15 protein-coding genes and 2 pseudogenes are annotated in these 20,324 nt (G+C 72.5%); 7 read left to right on the forward strand and 10 right to left on the reverse strand.

Features of this window, described 5'->3' with window-relative positions; genetic code table 11:
• Positions 1 to 189: 189 nt before the first annotated feature.
• The 6 genes and pseudogenes from SRB17_RS28260 to SRB17_RS28285 all read left to right on the forward strand — a co-directional run bounded on the left by SRB17_RS28260 (position 190) and on the right by SRB17_RS28285 (position 6,425).
• A pseudogene (locus SRB17_RS28260) lies at positions 190 to 1,388 on the forward strand (FAD-binding monooxygenase).
• A 259-nt stretch (positions 1,389 to 1,647) separates the two neighbouring features.
• Complete coding sequence (locus SRB17_RS28265) at positions 1,648 to 2,469, forward strand: lipase family protein (RefSeq protein ID WP_153542905.1); 822 nt, start codon at positions 1,648 to 1,650, stop codon at positions 2,467 to 2,469.
• A gap of 97 nt (positions 2,470 to 2,566) precedes the next feature.
• Complete coding sequence (locus SRB17_RS28270) at positions 2,567 to 4,057, forward strand: MFS transporter (RefSeq protein WP_153542906.1); 1,491 nt, start codon at positions 2,567 to 2,569, stop codon at positions 4,055 to 4,057.
• On the forward strand, positions 4,054 to 4,644 hold the full coding sequence (locus tag SRB17_RS28275; RefSeq protein WP_323376356.1) for a TetR family transcriptional regulator: 591 nt from the start codon (positions 4,054 to 4,056) through the stop codon (positions 4,642 to 4,644). Before SRB17_RS28270 ends, SRB17_RS28275 begins: the two co-directional genes overlap by 4 nt.
• 195 nt (positions 4,645 to 4,839) lie before the next feature.
• On the forward strand, positions 4,840 to 5,823 hold the full coding sequence (locus SRB17_RS28280) for an aldo/keto reductase (protein ID WP_153542907.1): 984 nt from the start codon (positions 4,840 to 4,842) through the stop codon (positions 5,821 to 5,823).
• Between the two features lie 53 nt (positions 5,824 to 5,876).
• Positions 5,877 to 6,425 (forward strand): DUF6328 family protein, encoded by a 549-nt coding sequence (locus SRB17_RS28285; RefSeq protein ID WP_153542908.1) that lies wholly within the window; start codon positions 5,877 to 5,879, stop codon positions 6,423 to 6,425.
• Between the two features lie 32 nt (positions 6,426 to 6,457).
• Here the strand turns inward: SRB17_RS28285 and SRB17_RS28290 are convergent, their stop codons facing one another.
• The 10 genes and pseudogenes from SRB17_RS28290 to SRB17_RS28335 form a co-directional block, all read right to left on the reverse strand.
• Positions 6,458 to 6,883, reverse strand: a complete 426-nt coding sequence (locus SRB17_RS28290) for an SsgA family sporulation/cell division regulator (RefSeq protein WP_323376335.1) — start codon at positions 6,881 to 6,883, stop codon at positions 6,458 to 6,460.
• 62 nt (positions 6,884 to 6,945) lie between these two features.
• Positions 6,946 to 7,977 (reverse strand): annotated as a pseudogene (locus tag SRB17_RS28295) (hypothetical protein).
• Positions 7,978 to 8,083: 106 nt separating this feature from the next.
• A complete protein-coding gene (locus tag SRB17_RS28300; protein WP_153542909.1) occupies positions 8,084 to 9,055 on the reverse strand; it encodes an LLM class F420-dependent oxidoreductase in 972 nt (323 codons plus the stop codon).
• A 50-nt stretch (positions 9,056 to 9,105) separates the two neighbouring features.
• On the reverse strand, positions 9,106 to 10,662 hold the full coding sequence (locus tag SRB17_RS28305) for a serine/threonine protein kinase (protein WP_153542910.1): 1,557 nt from the start codon (positions 10,660 to 10,662) through the stop codon (positions 9,106 to 9,108).
• A gap of 198 nt (positions 10,663 to 10,860) precedes the next feature.
• Positions 10,861 to 11,823 (reverse strand): threonine/serine dehydratase, encoded by a 963-nt coding sequence (locus tag SRB17_RS28310; protein ID WP_153542911.1) that lies wholly within the window; start codon positions 11,821 to 11,823, stop codon positions 10,861 to 10,863.
• 472 nt (positions 11,824 to 12,295) lie between these two features.
• Positions 12,296 to 13,315, reverse strand: a complete 1,020-nt coding sequence (locus SRB17_RS28315; protein WP_153542912.1) for a polyprenyl synthetase family protein — start codon at positions 13,313 to 13,315, stop codon at positions 12,296 to 12,298.
• A complete protein-coding gene (locus SRB17_RS28320) occupies positions 13,312 to 14,352 on the reverse strand; it encodes a tetratricopeptide repeat protein (RefSeq protein ID WP_153542913.1) in 1,041 nt (346 codons plus the stop codon). The genes SRB17_RS28315 and SRB17_RS28320 overlap by 4 nt, the downstream gene beginning before the upstream one ends.
• A 162-nt stretch (positions 14,353 to 14,514) precedes the next feature.
• On the reverse strand, positions 14,515 to 15,192 hold the full coding sequence (locus tag SRB17_RS28325) for an AIM24 family protein (RefSeq protein ID WP_153542914.1): 678 nt from the start codon (positions 15,190 to 15,192) through the stop codon (positions 14,515 to 14,517).
• Between the two features lie 56 nt (positions 15,193 to 15,248).
• Positions 15,249 to 16,937 (reverse strand): CAP domain-containing protein, encoded by a 1,689-nt coding sequence (locus SRB17_RS28330; RefSeq protein WP_323376336.1) that lies wholly within the window; start codon positions 16,935 to 16,937, stop codon positions 15,249 to 15,251.
• A gap of 66 nt (positions 16,938 to 17,003) precedes the next feature.
• A complete protein-coding gene (locus SRB17_RS28335; RefSeq protein ID WP_153542915.1) occupies positions 17,004 to 18,191 on the reverse strand; it encodes a serine hydrolase domain-containing protein in 1,188 nt (395 codons plus the stop codon).
• A 319-nt stretch (positions 18,192 to 18,510) separates the two neighbouring features.
• Here SRB17_RS28335 and SRB17_RS28340 point away from each other — a divergent pair, with 319 nt between their 5' ends.
• Positions 18,511 to 20,295: a M4 family metallopeptidase gene (locus SRB17_RS28340; protein ID WP_153542916.1), complete on the forward strand. Its 1,785-nt coding sequence runs from the start codon at positions 18,511 to 18,513 to the stop codon at positions 20,293 to 20,295.
• Positions 20,296 to 20,324 lie beyond the last annotated feature (29 nt).

The following is a 20,324-nucleotide window of genomic DNA, read 5'->3' on the forward strand; positions in this document are numbered from 1 at the left end:
CGGGTGGTGGCACGCCTCGGAACGGGGAATTCCTTGCCGGGCCGGCTCCGTATCCGGTGATCCTTTCCGTCCGCCGTCCGTCCGAGTGGCCCGGCTCACCACGCCAAACTGACGCGATCGGGCGGCCCGACCACCCTGCTACTCTGCGATACCGATCGATGACACAGCGTGACTGTCAGGGGCGTGCGCGTGAAGGTCGTCTGTGCCGGGGGCGGGCCCGCGGGCCTGTACCTCGCCATCCTGCTCGAGCGGCAGAACCCGTCCCACGACATCACCGTCCACGAGCGCAACCCCGAGGGCTCGACCTACGGCTGGGGCGTGACGTACTGGCGCGGCCTCCCCGACAAACTCCAGGCGCACGACCCCGCCACGGCGCGGGCGATCGAGGGGGCGTCCGTCCGCTGGAGCGACGGCATCGCCCACGTGCGTGACCTGGCAACCCGTCACCACGGCGACGAGGGCTTCGGCATCGACCGCCACCGGCCGCTCGACCTGCTCACCGACCGGGCCCGCGCCCTGGGCGTACGGCTGGAGTTCGAGAGCGAGATCACCGAGCCGCCGGCCGGCGCCGACCTCGTGGTCGCGGCCGACGGGGTGCACAGCACCCTGCGCACCCGCCACGCCGAGTCCTTCGGCACCCGGATCACCACGGGCCGCAACCCCTACATCTGGCTCGGCACCACGAAGGTCTTCGACGCCTTCGCCTTCGCCTTCGCCGAGACCGAGCACGGCTGGATCCGGGCCTACGGCTACGGCTGCGGCGACGAGCACAGCACCTGCGTCGTGGAGTGCGCCCCGCAGACCTTCACCTGGCTCGGGCTGGGCCGGGCGACCGAGGGGCACGGCCTCGCCCTGCCGGAGAAGCTCTTCGCGGACGTCCTCGACGGCCACCCGCTGTCCGCCCGCCCCGGCGCCGGCCGGCTGACCTTCCGCACCCTCACCAACCGCACCTGGCACCACGGCAACCGGGTGCTGCTCGGCGACGCCGCCCACACCACCCACCTACTCCATCGGCGCCCGCACCACCCTCGCCCTGGAGGACGCCATGTGCCTCGCCCTCGCCCTGCACCGGCACGGCGGCCTGACCGACGCCCTGACCTGCCTACGAACGCCGGCCCGCGGCCGAGCCGCTGTCCGTGCAGAGCGCGGCCCGCTGCAGCGCCCGGTGGTACGAGAACCTGCCCCGCTGCATCGACCTGCCCCCGCACCGGATGTTCGCCCTGCCCGGCCGGCGCCACTCGCCCCTGCTGCCGTACGTCCCGCCGCAGCTGTACCACGGCCTCGACAAGGCAGCCGGCCGGCTGCAGGTGCTGCACCGGTTCAAGCGGTGGCTCGGGCCCAGGGCGGCGGGCGCCCTGCATGCCCGGTCCACGGCGCACCGTGGCTAGGCCCTGTCGTCAAACTCCCGCCTGCCCCGCGACGCCATGCACGCACTCTCGCCGCACCGGACCCAGGCCCAAGTACATCCAGTACGAGGGCCAGGGTCCGGCACGCCGAGAGCACGCACCTGACGCCGCAGGGCCCGCCCTTCGGGCGGACGGCTGGAGTTTGACGACAGGGCCTAGGCCCCCCGCCCGTTCCCGCGGCTGCCGGCCGACTCGATTCCCCCCGGTTTCATCCGCCCCCCACACCCGAGGAGTCCCGTCCATGGCCGTACCCGTCTCGTTCGACCAGACCTCGACCGGCTACAGCCTGCAACGCGCCTACTGGCTGGCCCGAGCGGCCGACCTCGCCTACAAGGACCGCGCCGTCATCGAGGACCAGGCCGCCCAGTGGGGCTTCGACCAGGTGCGGCACCACGAGACCCGCTTCACCCCGCCCTTCCCGCTTCAGGACACCCAGGCGTACACCGTGGCCAGCGAGCGCATGATCGTCACGGCCTTCCGCGGCACCGAACCCACCCGGATCAAGGACTGGCTCACCGACGCCACCACCCCGCCGCGGCCCGGACCCGGCGGCAACGGATACGTCCACCACGGATTCGCCGAGGCCCTGGAATCGGTCTACCCGGCCGTCCACCACACCCTCACCGAACTGCGCACCGACGGCCAGACCGTGTACTTCACCGGGCACAGCCTGGGCGGCGCCCTCGCGATGCTGGCCGGTGCCCGGATGTATCTGGAGGACCCGCACCTGGCCGCGGACGGTGTCTACACCTACGGCCAGCCGCGCACCTGTGACCGGCTGCTCGCCGAGGCGTTCCACAAGGGATTCGGCGGCCGCATGTACCGCTTCGTCAACAACAACGACATCGTGCCCCAACTGCCGCCCGAGCCCGTCTTCACCCATGTCCGCGCCCTGCGCTACATCGACTCCCACGGCCGGCTGCACGAGAGCATGCCGATGCTGTCGGCGCTCACCGACCGCGCGGCCGGACTGACCGCCGACGCCTTCGCACCCGCCTCCGACGGCATCCGCGACCACTTCATGCACAACTATCTGACGGCCCTGGAGAAGAGCCTCGACTGAGCCCCGGGCCGGCGCCGGGCACATTGGTGAATGGCCATTCACTCGATAGGGTGAATAGTCATTCACCGTGCAGTCGTGTCGTTTGCAGGAGCGCCGAATGGACCAGCCCGCCCCGATACCCCAGCCGCCCGGCCCGGCCGCGGCGCTCCCGCTGCGGGACCGGCTCACCATCCCGGTGCTGGCGTCGGGCGGCATCCTCATGGCGGTCATGCAGACCGTCGTCGTCCCCCTGCTGCCGGACCTGCCCCGGCTCACCGGCGCGTCCGCCGCGACCGTCTCCTGGACGGTCACCGCCACCCTGCTCTCGGGCGCCGTCCTGACCCCGGTGCTCGGCCGCGCCGGCGACATGTACGGCAAGCGCCGGGTGCTCACCGGCGCGCTCGCCCTGATGACCATCGGGTCGGTGCTGTGCGCACTGACCTCCGACATCGGCGTGCTCATCGCCGCCCGCGCACTCCAGGGCGCCGCCGCCTCCGTCGTACCGCTGTCGATCAGCATCCTGCGCGACGAACTCCCGCCGGAGCGGCGGGGTTCGGCGGTGGCGCTGATGAGCTCCACCGTCGGCATCGGCGCCGCGCTCGGCCTGCCGCTCGCCGCGCTGGTCGTCCAGTACGCCGACTGGCACACCATGTTCTGGCTGACCAGCGCCCTGGGCGCGGCAGGCGTCGCGGCGACCTGGTGGGCGGTCAAGGAGTCGCCCGTGCGCGAGCCCGGGCGGTTCGACGTGCTCGGCGCGCTGGGCCTCGCCGCCGGGCTGGTGTGTCTGCTGCTGGGCGTCTCGCAGGGCGGCTCCTGGGGCTGGGGGAGCGCGCGGGTCCTCGGGCTGTTCCTCGGCGCCGCCGCCGTCCTCGCCCTGTGGTGGTGGCAGCAACTGCGCACCGAACGGCCCCTGGTCGACCTGCGGCTGGTCGGCCGGCCGCGCGTCGGCCTGTCGCACGTGGCCGCCCTGCTGACCGGGTTCGCCTTCTACGCCAACTCGCTGGTCACCGCCCAGCTGGTGCAGGCGCCCAAGGCCACCGGCTACGGCCTCGGCCTGTCGATCGTCGCCACCGGACTGTGCCTGCTGCCCGGCGGCGTGACCATGCTGCTGTTCTCACCGCTGTCGGCCCGCATCTCGGCCGCCCGCGGCCCGCGGATCACCCTCGCGCTGGGCGCCGCCGTCATCGCCTGCGGCTACGCGGTCCGTATCGCCGACAGCCGCGACCTGTGGATGATCATCGCCGGTGCCACCGTCGTCGCGACCGGGACCACGCTGGCCTACTCGGCGCTGCCGACGCTCATCCTGCGGTCCGTCCCCGCCGCGCAGACCGCCTCCGCCAACGGCGTCAACGTCCTCATGCGCACCATCGGCCAGGCCACCTCCAGCGCCGCCGTCGCCGCTGTCCTCGTGCACCACAGCAGCCCCCTCGGCGGCGTTCCCGTCCCCACCCTGCACGGCTATCTGCTTGCGTTCGCGATGGCGGGCGCCGTCGCCCTGGCCGCCTGCGCCGCCGCCCTGTCCATCCCCGGCGACGGCACCCCGGACGGCACCCGGAGAGCCGAGGACACCACCCACGGCGCCCGTGACCAGGCCATGGAGGGAGCATAGGAGGCGTGAGCACCCCACCCGCACCGAGCCTGTCCGCCCGCCGCGACGCCGAGGCCACCAAGGCGGCCATCCTCAGAGCGGCCCGCCACCTCCTCGCCCGGCACGCGCACGCCGACATCACACTCAAGGCGGTCGCCGAACGCGCCGGTGTGAGCCCGCCGTTGATCGTGAAGTACTTCGGCAACAAGGACACCCTGTTCGCCCGCGTGATGTCCTTCGACACGGACGCGGACGCCCTGCTGGACGCGCCGCTGCCCGGCCTCGGCCGGCACATGGCCCGGCACGTGCTCACCAGCCAGCGCGAGCGCGGCGCCGACCCGCTGCTGCGTATCGCCTTCGCCCCGCTGCACGGCGACCACGGCGACATCCTGCGCGCCAACTTCCGCGCCCAGGTGACCGAACGCCTCGCCGCCCGACTGACCGGCCCCGACCCTGGCCTGCGCGCCGAACTCGCCGTCGCCGCACTCGTCGGCCTCGGCGTGATGTACGGCATCGCCCGCGGACCGCACCTGCGCGAGAGCGACGTCGACACCATCGCCGACCGCTACGGACCCCTCGTCCAGGCCCAGTTGACCCCGGGAAGCTGACTCACCCGCCGTTCCGGGGCGGGCACGGTGAGCAGGCCTCCATCGACCTGCGAACCGTACGTGCTCCCCGCCGGCGGCCGTTCGCCGACGGCCGGTACGAGCGTGCCGCGCGCGTCCGGGTGGGTGAAAAACCCGCAGCTCGCCCAAGGAGCGGCTCCTTCCGCGTGGCCCGGTGCCGGATGACACACTGGCGCCATGGACGAACGCGTAATCGGCAGGTCGGGTCAGTGGGCATCGGTGATCGGGCTCGGCACATGGCAGCTGGGCGCCGACTGGGGCGACGTGGACGACAAGGAGGCGGAGTCCGTCCTGGAGGCGGCGGCCGAGTCCGGCGTCACCTTCTTCGACACGGCCGACGTCTACGGCGACGGACGCAGCGAGGAGACCATCGCCACCTTCCTGCGCACCCGCCCCGACCTGCACGTCCTGGTGGCGACCAAGATGGGCCGCCGGGTCGAGCAGATCCCCGGCAACTACGTCCTGGACAACTTCCGTACGTGGAACGACCGCTCCCGCCGCAACCTCGGCGTCGACCGCATCGACCTGGTCCAGCTGCACTGCCCGCCGACGCCCGTCTACTCCTCCGACGCGGTGTTCGACGCCCTGGACACCCTGGTCGAGGAGGAGCGCATCGCGGCGTACGGGGTGAGCGTGGAGACCTGCGCCGAGGCGCTCACCGCGATCGCCCGGCCGAACGTGGCGAGCGTGCAGATCATCCTCAACCCGTTCCGGATGAAACCCCTGCACGAGGTGCTCCCCGCCGCCCGCGAGGCCGGCGTCGGCATCATCGCGCGCGTGCCCCTCGCCTCCGGCCTGCTGTCCGGCAAGTACACCAAGGACACGGTGTTCGCCGCCAACGACCACCGCACCTTCAACCGGCACGGCGAGGCCTTCGACCAGGGCGAGACCTTCTCCGGCGTCGACTACGAGAGCGGGGTCGAGGCCGCCGCCGAGTTCGCCGCGCTCGCTCCCGAGGGCTACACCCCGGCCCAGCTCGCGCTGCGCTGGATCATCGAGCAGGACGGCGTGACCACGGTGATCCCGGGCGCCCGTAACCCGGAGCAGGCCCGTGCGAACGCGGCCGCGGCAAAGCTGCCGCCGCTGCCCGAGGAGACGTTCACCGCGATCCGCGACCTGTACGAGCGGCGGATCGAGGAGCAGGTCGAACACCGCTGGTAGTCGCCGTGTGACGCGTCGTTTGAACCAACGGCCGGGCGGTTACACGCAAGCCCATGAAGGAGGAAGGAAGGCGCAGGGGACGGAACGAGACCGAGGAGGAGCGGGCCGACCGGATGTGGGTCGAGCTCATCCAGGAGGTCCGCGTCGCCCAGACGGGCGTGCAGATCCTGTTCGGCTTCCTGCTGACCGTCGTCTTCCAGCCGAAGTACGCGACGCTGTCCCACACCGACCAGGCGATCTACATCGTGACCGTCGTCCTGGGTGCCTGCACCACCGGGGCCCTCGTCGGGCCGGTCTCCCTGCACCGCCTGGTCTCCGGCCGCCGGGTCAAACCGCAGGCCGTGCGGCTGGCGTCCCGGATGACCCTGGTGGGCCTGGTCCTGCTGCTCGCCACCATGACCTCGGCCCTGCTGCTGATCCTGCGGGTGGCAACGCACGGCCCCTATGTGCCGGCGGTGGTGGCAGCGGTCGTCGCCTGGTACCTGCTGTGGTGGCTCGGCCTGCCCCTGTGGGCCCGCCGCCTGCACATGGCCCGGTCCGAGGACGCGGACGTGCACCCGCCCGGGGCCCCGCCCGGGGACGGACGCCGTACCGGGTCGTGATCGCCGCGATGCGCGGGACCGGCCCGGGGTCCTCAGCCCGCGGAGAGGATCTCGGCCAGCAGTGCGTCCACCGGGTGGCGTTCCCGCCCCGGCGGCACGATCTTGTTGGTCTCGCGCAGGAACGCGGCGACCGTGGGCGCCCAGGCGAACACCACCGCGTGCTGCCGGCTGCCGTCCGGACGGACGTCCCCGAGGAACTCCATGCGCAGCTCGTGCCACGCACCGGTCGCGGCCGGCCGCAGCCGTACGTCCCCGACGCCGACCGGCCGCTCCAGGCCGTCGGAGAGCATCTGCCGGTCCAGCCGCCAGCAGGCCAGCACCCGGCCGTCGTGGCCGAAGACCGCGGTGACGGCGAACGGGTCGTCGGCGTCGTAACTGAGATGGGCCAGCACCGGACACCGGCCGGTGCCTTCCGAACGCAGCTGTACCACCAGGGTCTTGTGCACGAACGTGGTCACGACAGGGCCTCCGGCGACGATCGGCTCAGGGCCCTCTAGTACCCCCGTGACGCCCGGGATGCTCACCCGTGCGACTGGTTTCCGCCGGCTCCGCGCAGCGCGGCCAGGCAGCCGCCGATGGCTTGCTGGAGTTCCTCCAGGCGCCGCACCATGCCGTCCTCGTAGAAGTCCTGGGCGTCGTCGAAGGTCAGCTCCTCGAACGCCCTGGTCGCTTTCTGCAGGCTGCTGTAGAACTTCGTCCGCCGCTCCTGGACGCGCAAGCGGGGATCGGCCTCGACCGTCTCGGCGACGAGCGACTTCATGGTGTCGTAGGCCTCAGCGACAGATGGCGCTCGGCCTCCTCGCGCAGCGGGGCCGGGGCGTCGACGGTCTGCCCGGCCGGGGTCCTGATCTGCCCGGACTCGGCGATCTGCGACGTACCCGATCCGGTCGGCGGCCCGGCTCTCGGTCGCGACGGCCTTCTTCAGGTCGTCGGTCCGTACGACGTCGCGCGCCAGCTCCGCCTGCAGCTCGGGGTCCTCCCGCAGCCGGTCCAGCAGGGCGGCGCGCGCCGTGCGGGCGGTGGAGGGGTCGGCGAGGATGGCGGCGCGCAGGGCGGTCGGGTTCTCGGCGACCTCCAGCGCCTTGGTGGGGCGGATGCCCTCGGCCTCGGCGGCCTCGGCGATCGCGGTGCCGCGTTCGGAGGTCGCGCTGGTGCGGGAGACGTAGTAGGTCAGCCACACGTCCGCGTCCGGCAGTTCGACCTCCTGGCCCGGCCGCAGGGCCTCGAAGTGCGGCACGAGCCCGTCGTCGGCGGCGCGGTCCCAGGCCTTGTAGTAGTGCATGACCCGCTCCGGGGAGCAGCCGGCCAGCTGCGCGAACTCCTTCGCCGACACCTTCGGCGTCTCACCGGCGGCCTGTCCGCCCGGCCGCACACTGCGGGCCACCAGCAACGCGAAGGCCCAGCCGCCGGTGCGCGCGTACACCCCGAACTCACGGGCGTCGCGCACCACCAGGTCGGACAGCGGCGCCACGGCCGGAGCGGGCGGCACGGCCGGGGCGGACGTCTCGGACGGGTCGATGACCTGGGTCACGGATGACTCTCCTGCGAGCATGCTCAAGGGACCCCGCACCCGGGCGCGGACAGGAAAGCCTATAGGGGCGCATTGGCCAGGTATGGGCGGACCTGTGGCGGACCCGTCACGGCGCCGTCCGCGTGCGTCAGCCGAAGGCCTCCCGCAGCGCGGGCAGCAGGGTCTTCGCCGACCAGTCCAGGTACTCCGTCTGCGCGTCGCCGCCGATCTGCACGAGCGCGATCTCCCCGAACCCGGCCTCGGCGTACGGCCGTACGGCCTCCACGAAGGCATCGGGGTCGTCACCGCACGGGACGGAGGCGGCGACGTCGTCCTCGTCCACGAACCGCGTCGCGGACTCGAAGGAGTCGGGGTGCGGCAGTTCGGCGTTCACTTTCCAGCCGAGGCCGAACCAGCGGAACTGGGAGTGGGCGCGCTTGACCGCCGTGTCCCGGTCGGCGTCGTAGCACACCGGCAGCTGGCCGACCCGGGGCTTGCCGCTGCCGCCGTGCCGGTCGAAGGCCTCCAGCAGCCCCGCTTCCGGCTCGGTCGCGATGACGAGGTCGGCGAGGTGCCCGGCCAGTCTGCAGGACTGGTCGCCGGAGACGGCGATGCCGATCGGCGGGGGCTCCTCCGGCAGATCCCACAGCCGGGCCGACTCCACGTCGTAGTGCGGCCCGTGATGGGTGACATGGCCGCCCTCGAACAGCGCGCGGATGATCCCCACGGCCTCCTCCAGCATCTCGTGACGCACGTCCACCGGAGGCCAGCCGCCGCCCACCACATGCTCGTTCAGGTTCTCACCGGCGCCCAGCCCGAGCCGGAACCTGCCCTCGGACAGCAGCTGTACGGTGGCCGCCTGCTGCGCCACGATCGCCGGGTGGTAGCGGAGGATGGGGCAGGTCACATAGCTCATCAGCGGAATCCGCGAGGTGGCCTGGGCGGCGGCGCCCAGCACGCTCCACGCGTACGGGGAGTGGCCCTGCGAACGCAGCCACGGAAAGTAGTGGTCGGAGATCACCGAGAAGTCGAACCCGGTCTCCTCGGCCCGGACGACGTGGTCCACGAGGTCCCGGGGCCCTGCCTGCTCGGTCATCATCGTGTATCCGATTTGCAGCATACGGGGCGAGTCCCCGGGGCGGCGGCCGGAAAACGAGCCACCGGCGCCGGTCAGTCCTGCGGCACCCGGAACGTCTGCAGGAACGTCCTCAGCGCCAGCCGGTTGGCGGCGACGTCCCAGGTCGCGGCCGGGGTCGTGAAGCGCAGGGAGAAACCGTCGCCGCCGCCGGTCAGGAAGCCGCGCCCGAAGGTGTGCACCCGCGCGTCCCCCGCCCCCGCCAGCCACTCCAGGTCGGCCGCCCTGTACCCCTGGTACGTGGTGGCCCGGACGGTGCCGGCGCGGTGGTAGCCGGGGAGCCGCTGCAGGCCGGGCTCGACGTCGTCCCGCCAGACGGCCACGGGATCCGGGCCGACACGCTCGCTGTGGGTGACGGCGAGGGTGGGCGAGGTGCCGTCCCGGCCGAAGGTGACGCGATAGGCGCCGGAGACCCGGGAGGTGGTCAGCCGCTTCCAGCCGTCCGGCAGGGCGACGGAGAAGCCCTCCGGAGCGGTGTAGCGGTGATAGCCGGCCGGCAGTGCGGGCGAGGCGCTCGGAGCCGGGGTCGGGGAGGCGGGCGCGCTGCCGCCGGTGTGCGGGCCGGCCGACGCGGTGGGGCGGGCCGGTGCGTGCGCGGTGCCGAAGCCCGGCAGCTGATGGGCCGCGGCCAGGACCGCGACGGCGACGGTGACCACGGCCAGCGCGGTACCGGCCGCGAGGATCCCTCTGCTCCACTCCCGCCCGGCGAGGCGGACCCCGCCGTACGCGCCGCGCAGCCGGGGCACGGGGGCCGGCTCCCGGTCCGCGTCGGCGTCCTCGTCGAGGGTCCGGATCAGGGCCTCCCGGACCACCGGCCGGGTCAGCCGCTCCCGCGAGTTCTTCCGCAGCAGCCCCTGCACGGCCTGGGTGAGCGGACCCGTGCGCAACGGGGTGCGCAGCGGCAGCCGGTCCACGGCCTTCAGGGTGGCGTCGGGCCGGCCGCGGTCGCGGTACGGCGGCCGGCCCTCCGCCATCGTGTACAGCAGCGCACCCAGCGCCCACAGGTCGGCGGCCGGTCCGATCCGCTCGTCCCGGGCCTGCTCGGGCGAGGCGTACGACGGTGCCGTGAGCCGTGGCACCAGGGTCGCGCCGGCCAGCCCGAAGCCGGTGACGACGACCGGGCCGCTGTCCCGTACGAAGACCTGGCCGGGGCTCAGCTCGCCGTGGGTGATGCCCTCGTCGTGCGCGGCCTGCAGCACGTCGAGCAGTTCCAGGCCGGTCCGGGCCGCCCGCGCGACATTGAACGGGCCCTCACGGTCGAGGAGTTCGATGAGGGGCGTGCCGTCGATCCACTCGGTGACCGTCCACAGGACGCCGGACTCGACCACGGCGTCCACGACCGTGGCGATCTGGCCGGGGCACAGCAGTCGCATCGTCTCGGAGGTGCGGACGACGCGGGCCGTGATCCGGCGCGCGGTGTCGTCGGCGGAGGGTTCCGGCAGGGTGGTCTGGGCCACCAGCCTGGGTTGTTCCGCCGTCACGTCCTCGGCGTACCACCACAGGCGGTTCGTCTCGCGGGCGAAGACCTCCAGGAGCCGGTACCGCCCGGCGACCAGCTCGTGTGCGGAGACGTGCGCCTTGGTCATGGTCATCCCTCGCTGAAACCCCTGTTTCGTGTCCTACAGAGGTACGCGGGGCGTGCCGGGGTGCGTTCAAAGAATCCGTGAGTCCGGTGCCGATCCTGCCTTTCATTCAATTCTTCGAAAGGGCTTGCGAGTTTGGGATGGCCGCACCCGGGGGTCGTTCGACCTGCGGGTAACCGAGGGTAAATGCCCGGGAGCGGCCCTGGCTCACAGCAGCCCGAACCGCTCTGCCCAGCCGGTCAGTTCCCGTGGTGTCGTGTTGCCGCCGCACACCACGAGTCCGATCCGGGCGCCGTCGCCGACCCGGGCCACGACCTGCCGGGCCGCCGGCAGCAGACAGCCCGCGGCCGGCTCGGCCCACACCTTGGCGTGTTCGGCGAGCTCCAGCGAGCCGTGCACCGCCGCCCGGTCCGGCACCACCAGCACCTCCTCCACCAGCGGCGACACATGGTCGTACGTCAGCTGGGACACGGAGGGCGCGCTGAGCGTGGTGACCAGGGACGACAAGGGCACCGGGACCGGTCCGCCCGCCTTCAGCGCACCGGACATGGCCTCGGCGCCCTCGGTCTCCACACCCCAGACGCGGACCCCGGGACGTCTGGCGGCGAGGGCCGCGGCGACCCCGGCGATCAGCCCGCCGCCGCCGATGCTGACCACGACGTCCGTCAGCCCGTCTGCCGCGTCCTCGGCCAGCTCCAGCCCGACCGTGCCCTGTCCGGCGATCACCAACGGGTCGTCGAACGGGTGGACCAGGGTCAGCCCCTCGTCCCTGAGCCGCGTCACCAGCTCGAAGGCGCTGTCCATGCCGTCGGTCAGCCGCACCTGCGCCCCCGCGGCCTCGGCGAGCGCGATGGAACGCTCGGGCGCGGTACGGGGCATGACCACGGTCGCCTTCACATCGAGGGCCGCGGCCATCACCGCGAGGGCGATCCCGTGGTTGCCGCCGCTGACCGCGACCACGCCCGCGGCCCGCTCGGCCTCGCTGAGCGACAGCAGCTTCGCCGTCGCCCCGCGTGCCTTGAACGAGCCGGTGCGCTGGAGCAGTTCGAGTTTGGCGGTGACCGGGACGCCGAGGAGGTCGGTCAGACCCGGACTCGGCACGGTCGGCGTCCGCACGACATGTCCGTCGATCCGCTCCGCCGCGGCTTCGATCTCCTTGATGCCGATCAAGGTGCTTCACCCTTCCGGCGCGGGGTTGAGAGCCGCGCCGACCGCACCCTGACCCGCACGGACTCCCGAGGTCAACATGGTTTCGCCGCCCGCCCACACCTCGCGGCCCACCGGGACGTCCAGCAGCCGGAGCTCGTTGCCGGCCGTTCTGGCTGTGGGTGGTGCCGTCTTGGTCAGTGCCGCGGTCTCCGGGGTCCGTTGCGGGGTGTCGGGTGGTCCGGGTGGTGTGCGGGCCGCCGGGGAGCCGGGCGCGGCTCGCCCCGAGCGGTTTTCGAGTGGGCCTGTACTTCGCTTCGGCCTGCCAGGACGTCCGGCAGCCGGAGGTCGTTGCCGGCCGTTCTGGCTGTGGGCGGTGCCGTCTTGGTCAGTGCGGCGGTCTCCGGGGTCCGTTGCGGGGTGTCGGGTGGTCCGGGTGGTGTGCGGGCCGCCGGGGAGCCGGGCGCGGCTCGCCCCGGGCGGTTTTCGAGTCGGCCTACAGTTCGCGGCCTGCCAGGACGTCCAACAGCCGGAGCAGGTTGCCGGCCGCGTCGGTGGCCAGTGGTGTCTGTGAGAGCAGCGTGCGGGCGGTGGCCGTGTGCGCGCGGGCCTCGGCCAGGGCCGCCGCACGGCCGCCGGCCGCCTCGATCAGTGCGGCGGCCTCCGGGGCCCGGTCCGGCGAGTCGAGCAGTGCGGGCAGTCCGCGGGCCGCCGGGGAGCCGAGTGCCGCCAGCACCGGGTACGTCTTTTTGCGCTGCCGCAGATCGCCGCCCACCGGCTTGCCGGTGACGGCCGGGTCGCCCCAGATGCCCAGCACGTCGTCGACCAGCTGGAAGGCGACGCCGAGCTGCCGTCCGGCCCGGTCCAGCGCGTCGGCCGTGGCCTCGCCCGCCCCGCCGAGCAGGGCGCCCAGCGCGGCGGCACAGCCCAGCAGCGCGCCGGTCTTGCCCTCCGCCATCGACCGGTACTCCTCGGGGGTGACCCGCTCCGGGCCGGTCCAGGGCCGGGTGGCGAACAGCAGGTCGTCGGCCTGTCCGTGCACCAGGTCGGCGAGGGCCGCCGACAGCAGCCGTACGGCCCCGGCACCCCGCGGCGCGATCGCGAGGGTCTCCACCGCCAGCGCGAACAGGGCGTCGCCGGCGAGCACGGCCGGGCCCGTGCCGTACGCCTTCCACACGGCGGGGCGGCGTCGCCGGGTCGCGTCGCCGTCCATGATGTCGTCGTGCAGCAGCGAGAAGGCATGCACCAACTCCACCGCCACCGCTGCCGGGACGCCGGCCCGCCCGTCGGCGCCCGCCGCCTCGGCGCCGAGCACCGCCAGCGCCTGCCGTACGCCCTTGCCGCCCGGCGCGGCGGCGGGCGCCCCGCCGACCTCGCACCAGCCGAAGGAGTACCCGGCCATCTCGGCCACCCACGGATGCAGCCGGCCGACCGCCTCCCGCAGCGCCGGCTGCACCAACTCCCGGCAACGGAGGAGGACTTCGGACGTGGAAGGTGCGGCCTGTATGGTGGTCATCGGGCGACCTCCGCGTCGAGACCGAACTCCTCCTGGGCCCGGGCCACCATCTCCCGGGCGTGCCTCAGTCCACTCTGCTCCAACGTCCTTGCCAGATGGGCCAGTTCGGCCGCCGTCTCGGACCGGTCCCGGCCGAGCTGCGCCAGCGACTTGGCCAGCCCGAGCCGCGCCAGTGCCTCGCCGCGCGGCTCGCTCATCGCGCGGAACTCCTCCAGTGCCCGCTCGTACAGATCCCGCGCCTCGGTGTAACGCCCGGCCCGGTACAGGACGTTGCCGCGCATCTTGTGGTTGTAGGCGAGCGCGCTGGAGAGGTCCATCGCCCGGCAGGAGGCCTCCGCACGGGACAGCAGCTCCAGCGCCCGCTCGGTGTCCTTGTCGCGCACCGAGAGGATGTCGGCGAGGCCGCGCAGCGCCCAGGCGTGTCCGCGCCGGTCCTCCGCCCGCTCGGCTATCTCCGCCGCCTCCTCGAACAGCGCGTACGCCCGGTCGTGGTCACCGGTGTTGCGGTGCATCTGCGCGATCCCCTCCAGCGCCCACACCGTGTGCCGGGCCTCGCCGCGCCGACGGGCCTCGGCCAGCAGCTGCTCGTGCAGCCGGCCGACCGCCGCGTAGTCGCCCTGGATCCGGCCGGTCTCCGCGAGGCCGGCCAGCGAGTAGCCGCGGACAACGATGTCGCCGCCGCGCTCGCCGACTTCGGCCGCGAGCCCCAGCAGCCGCCAGGCCAGCGGGAAGGCCCCGCGCTGCCGGGCGAGGGTGCCGCCGCTCCACAGCGCCCACGCCATCGCGGCGGTGTCACCGGCCGCGCGGGCGGCGCGGTAACTCGCCTTCCAGGCCCGGTCCGCGTCCGCCGTGTGGCCGAGCCGCCGGTGCGCCTCGGCGACGGCGATCCCGCAGCGGGCCGCCTCCGCGGGGAGCCCGGACCGCTCGGCCTCGCGCAGCTTCTCGGTGCCCTCCGTCAGCACATCGATCAGCGAGGAATTCACGGACAGGGTGGTCAGGGCGCCCTGGTACTCCGGGGCGAAAGCCTTGCCGTACATGCGTAGCGTGCCTTTCTATACACGGTATGTATACATCGCGTGTATAGGGTCTCGAAAATGCGCCCCGGCCTGAGGGGACCGGGGCGTGTCGGTCTGTTGCCGGTCAAGACGCGGGTACGGCGACGGGGGTTGCCCGTGCGACGTGGATCACCCTGTGAAGGTTCAGTGCTGCTGGGCCTTCTGCGGGGTCAGCTCGCTCGGGCGCACCACGACGAAGCCCTCGCCCTGGAGCATCAGCTGCACGGCCTCGCCGGAACCGCCGCGCAGCATCGAGCCGATGGACTGGGAGCGGTGCAGCGAGGTCTGCAGATGTGCGGTCCAGCCGACCACCGCGTCGGTGTCGACGTACACGGGGGACTGCGCGGAGACCGGGATGACCAGCGGGTTGCCCTCGCAGACCAGACCGAGCCGGCCCTGCCCGCTGAACACGCTGTTGAACAGGCCGCCGCCGGCGATGCCCGACCCCTTCACCGTCTTGATGTCGTACGACAACGAGGCGTCGAAACACAGCACGTTGCGGCCGTTGACCGTGAACTGGTCGCCGGGCTCGACCTCGACGAGGAAACAGTTCTGCGCCTCGTGCGCGAACCAGGCCTCACCCTGCCCGCGCACCGCCATGAGGGGCAGCCCCTCGCCGGTGACCGCACGCTTCAGCATGCCGCCGACGCCCTGCCCCTTGCGCTCGAACTTCAGGTCCCCCCGATAGGCGACCATCGCGCCCTGGCGGGCGTACATCTCGCCGTCCACGGCGTACTTGATGCACTTGGCGTTCTCGACGGACATGCCCGGCTCCACGGCCGGCTGGACCACGTGCGCACTGGAAAAGAGATCACCCTTCATGCGGGGCATGGTGTCCCGGAGGATGTTGTTCCGCCAAGATCGGGGAAAGAAACCGCTCAGCCACCGAACAGCTGGGCCCAGTACGTGCCCGCCCGGCCGCCGCCCGCGAAGCCGACGCCGATGTGGCCGAACTCCCGCTTGAGGATGTTCGCGCGGTGCCCCGGACTGTTCATCCAGCCGTCCACGACCTCGGCGGGGGAGCGCTGGCCGCAGGCGATGTTCTCGCCGATCGTGCGCCTGCGGTACCCCGCCGCGGCGGCCCGGTCCCAGGGCCGCGAGCCGTCCGGCGCGACGTGGTCGTAGAAGTCGCGGGCCACCATGTCCGCGCAGTGTGCCTGAGCGGCGGCCGTGAGTTGGAGGTCCGCCGCCAGCGGGGGCAGACCGGCCCGGCCCCGCTCGGCGTTGGTGAGCGCGACGACCTCGGCGGCCGCACGCGACAGCGCGTCCGGGGTGAGCGGAGCGGCCCACAGGGCGGTCCAGTACCGGTGGCCGGCGTCGGCGTGGGCCAGGGCGGCATGCCGGAAGGCCGGGTCGAGCAGGGTGCGCCGGGAACGAGCCGATTCCAGGCAGTACTCCACGAACTCCGCCGGGCTGCGCGGCCCGGAGACGAGGTGTTCGCCGACTGTGATGTACGCGTATCCGGCGGCGCTGATCCGCTGGTGCACCGAAACCCCGTCCCGCCCCTCACCCGCGAGCCGCCCGGCCTCCGCCATGGCCCGGGCATGGGAGCGGGCGGCGGAGTCGAGCCGCGGATCGGGGGCGACCGGCGGCGAACCGGCTTGCGTGCGCACCGAGTTGACGAGACGGAGGAAGTCGCCGATTCCGGCGCCTCCGACGAACCGACGGGAGGGCACCTCGGGGCCGGTCGTGGTGGGCGGGACGGAGGGTGTGGCCGGGCCGGCGACAGTGGGGCCGAGGGACGGTGCTGGTGGGCTGGTGATGGTGGGCCGAGGGGTTGGTCCTGGTGTGCCGGTGGCGGTGGGCCGACGGAGCGCTCCTCGTGTCCCGACACCGGGTCGGCCGGACGGTGCGCGGGGGCCGGTCGTGGTGGGCGGGACGGAGGGTGTGGCCGGGCCGGTGATGGCGGGCCGCGGGGGCGCTCCTGGAGGGCCGGTGATGGTGGGGCGGCGGGGCGGTGGTGGGCCGGTGGTGGTCGGGTGGGTGGACGGTCTGGTCGGGTCGGTCGTGGTGGGCCCCGTGGCGGGGCCGTGAGATGCCGGGTGGTTCGGGGGCGTCGCGGTGGCCGTCGTGTGTCCGCCGTCGTCCGTGACCTGCACTCCGAAGTCCCGGGCGAGTCCGGCCAGCCCGTCCGCGTACCCCTGCCCGATCGCCCGCAGCTTCCAGCCGGCGCCTGGCCGCAGATACACCTCGGCGAGCAGCAGCATCGTCTCCGGGCCGGGGCGGGGCGGCGTGAACCGGGCCACCGTACGCCCGGAGCCGTCCGTGACCGCCAGCCGGGGAGCGGGCAGCCGCCCGAGCGGCGTGCCGGGCTCGGCCGCGCTCACCACGACGGTGACCCGGGAGGCGCCACCGCGCAGCCGGGCCGGTTCGACGGTCAACGTGTCTCCGCGCAGTCGTATGCCCGCTGCCCGAGGCTGGTTGTAGAACACGAAGTCGGCGTCCGACCCGACCTTGCCCTCCGCCCCGGTGACGAGCGCGGACACGTCGAAGGCACCGGCCACCCGGAGCAGCGCCACGCCACCGGGCAGCGGCACATTACCGCCAGGCGCCAATTCGCTCGTCACACAAGGGACAACGCCCGACACGTCTGAGAAGGTTCCGGGTCGTACCCGGCAACGACGAGCAAGCCCCTAGCCCTTGTCCGTCTTCCCCCCTTTCCCGCAGAACGCAGAATCCAGCGCTCCTGCCAACGCATCCGACGCCTTCCCGTTGTTGGACGTGTCGGCCATGGCCGTAAGACTCCGCGTTCCGTCCTTCGACGCGAAGGCATACGTGGAGTACCCCTGCACCACCCCCGTGTGCCCGTACACCGAGACCCCGCACGCGAGATCACGCCGCCGCAGCCCCAGCCCGTACCACGTCGTGCCGTCGACCCGCGTGAAGCGTTCCATCTCCTCCAGCCGCGCCGCGGACAGCAGTCTGCCTTCGAGCAGCGCGCCGTAGAACACGTCGAGATCCCGCGCACTGGAGATGATCGCCCCGGCGCTCTGCGCCCAGGACACCGTCTGCTCGGTGGAGTCGACCAGCGGCTCGCCCGCCTTGTCCGGGGTGAGGTATCCGCGGGCGTACCGGCCCGGGATCCCCGTCTCGGGATGCACATAGAACGTGTCCCGCAGCTTCAGCGGCTTGACGATGCGGTCCTCGTACTCGGTCCGCACCGAGTGCCCGGTGAGCCTCTCGATGAGCATGCCGGCCACCACGAAATTGGTGTTGGAGTAGGAGTACGCGGCGCCGGGCGCGTTGGTGCGCGGCTTCTTCAGCGAGAGGGCGACCAGCTGACGGTAGGTGAAAACCTTGTTCCGCACCGCCTCGAAGCCGGACACGCTGTCGGCGAACAGGTCGTCGGTGTAGTCGTACAGGCCGCTGCGATGACTCAGCAGCTGGCGCACCGTGATGCGGTCGTCCGGCAGCAGCCTGGGCAGATAGCGGTTGACCGGCGCGTCGAGCGCCAGCAGTCGTTCGTCGGCGAGCTGCAGCAGGACGACGGCCGAGAAGGTCTTGGTGATGCTGCCGACGCGGAACCGGTCGCCGGCACCGATGGCCCGTCGTGTGCTCAGGTCGGCGAGTCCGCTGGTCGCCTCGTACGTCCGGCCGTGGTCGTCGATGCGGGCCAGGGCGCCCGGCGCGCCCCGCGCCACCGCGGACCGCAGCGCCGCGGCGAGGCCCGCGGTGTCGGGTGCCGGCAGCGCCGCCCGCGGAGCCGCGGGCCGGGCGTCCGGCCTTTCCGTCTGCTCCGTCGCGGCCCACGCCGGGCCCACGAGGAGCGACAGCGCGACCGCCCCGAGAACCGCGCCCCGCCCCGTCGTTGCCGAGACCATCCGCCACCCGCCTTCAGCGTTCCGAGGAGATACGAGGTGTGATGCGACATCGGTCACATTCCGGCCTTGGAACCTAGGGGATCGAGTCCACGTCTCCACAGCCGACACACAGTTGGTCAGTCAGTGATCACTCTGTGGCGCGCATATGTAAAGGATTGTCATAGAAGGTCGCGAAATCGATCATTCCGTCTTTACGTGGACATGACTGATCCGTAAGGGTTGCGCCTTGGGGCCCGACCAGCCCCCGTGACGCGGAACAGCGTCACGTGCCAAGGCGGTTGGTGATCCCGGCTGCCTTCGAACGAAGGAACACTGACCCTTGCGTAGACCCCACATACGCAGCGTCGCCGTCGCCATCGCGGTGACGACCGCTGCCACGGGCCTGGCCGGAACGGCCTTCGCGGGTCCCTCCACGGGGGTGGAGCGGTCCTCGGCGTCCGCCACCACGAACGCCACGGCGGTGGTCGAGGCGGCGCGCACCGCGGCCTTCGCCCACGCCTCGGCGACCGGCGTCTCCCAGGGCGACGAACTGCACGCGCAGGACGTGATGCTCGACCCCGAGGGCGCCCGGCACGTCCGGTTCGTCCGCACGCACGACGGCATGCCCGTGCTCGGCGGCGACCTCATCGTCCACCTCGACCACAAGCTGGCCTACACCGGCGTGACCCGCGCCGCCGGTCACGCCGTCGAGCCGGCCAGCACCAAGGCCAAGCTGAGCGCGGACCAGGCCGCCGCCAAGGCCGCCCAGGCCGCCAAGGGCGACGCGGGCACCGCCCAGCTCGTCGTCGACGCGCGCGGCGGGTCCTCCGCCCTCGCCTACCAGGTGACCGTGACCGACCAGAACGGCACCAGCACCGTCGTCATCGACGCCGTCACCGGCAAGGTGCGCAGCAACACGCCCGACAGCGACGAGTTCCTGTCGCCGAAGGTGCTGGAGAGCCTGCGCAGGCACGGCGAGACCATCGACCCGGCCACCGGCGCCGCCTCTGCCGCCCCCGAGTCGCTCCTCGGCTCCGGCGTCTCCGGCGCCACGCGGTACCCGTCGGCCGCCAAGGGCACCGGCAAGACCCTCTTCGTGGGCAACGTGGGCCTGACCACCACGGCGACCTCGCGCGGCCACTACCAGCTCAAGGACCCGAGCCGGTACGGCACCGAGACGCGCGACGCCAAGGGCTCGTACACGGAGAAGTTCGGCTCGGGCACGAAGTTCACCGGCACGACCAACGTGTGGGGCAACGGCACGACCGGCAACCGTGCCAGCGCCGCCGCGGACGCCCAGTACGGCATCACCAAGACCCTGGACTTCTACAAGAGCACCTTCGGGCGCAAGGGCATAGCCAACAACAGCAAGGCCGCCCAGGGCATGGTCCACTGGGGCAAGAAGGTCGCGAACGCCTTCTGGGACCCGACCTGCAACTGCATGCTGTACGGCGACGGCGACGGCCAGATGTTCAAGAAGCCGCTCGTCGTCCTCGACGTCACCGGCCACGAGCTGACCCACGGCGTGGTGGACGCCACCGCCAAGCTGGAGCCGACCTACGTCGACTCCCAGGGCAACCAGTACGGCGAGCCCGGCGCGCTGAACGAGTCGCTCGCCGACATCTTCGGCTCCAACGTGGAGTTCTACGCCAAGAACTCCAAGGACACGCCGGACTACCTGATCGGCGAGAAGCTGGGCCTCGCGCAGAAGTTCCTGCGCCGCCTCGACCACCCCTCGCTCGACAAGCTCGAGGGCACGATCGACTACTGGTCGCCGGCCGTGTACGACACCGAGGTGCACGCCGGGTCCGGTGTCTCCTCGCACGCCTACTACCTCCTCGCGGAGGGCAGCGGCAGCAAGACGATCAACGGGGTCACGTACAACTCGCCGACCTACGACCACTCCACGGTCAAGGGGATCGGCCGCACCAAGGCCACCGCGATCTTCTACCGTGCGCTCACCCGCTACATGGTCTCCACGACCGACTTCCACGACGCGCGCGTCGCGACGCTGAAGGCGGCCAAGGACCTGTACGGCGCGAACAGCACCGAGTACAAGACGGTGGACAAGGCGTGGGCCGAGGTCAACGTCACCGCCGCCAACACGCCGGCCGCCCGTCACTGACGCAGCCGCCGCACCACCGGATGCCCCGC

The sequence above is a fragment of the Streptomyces sp. RB17 genome, assembly GCF_009604455.1.
GTDB lineage: Bacteria > Actinomycetota > Actinomycetes > Streptomycetales > Streptomycetaceae > Streptomyces.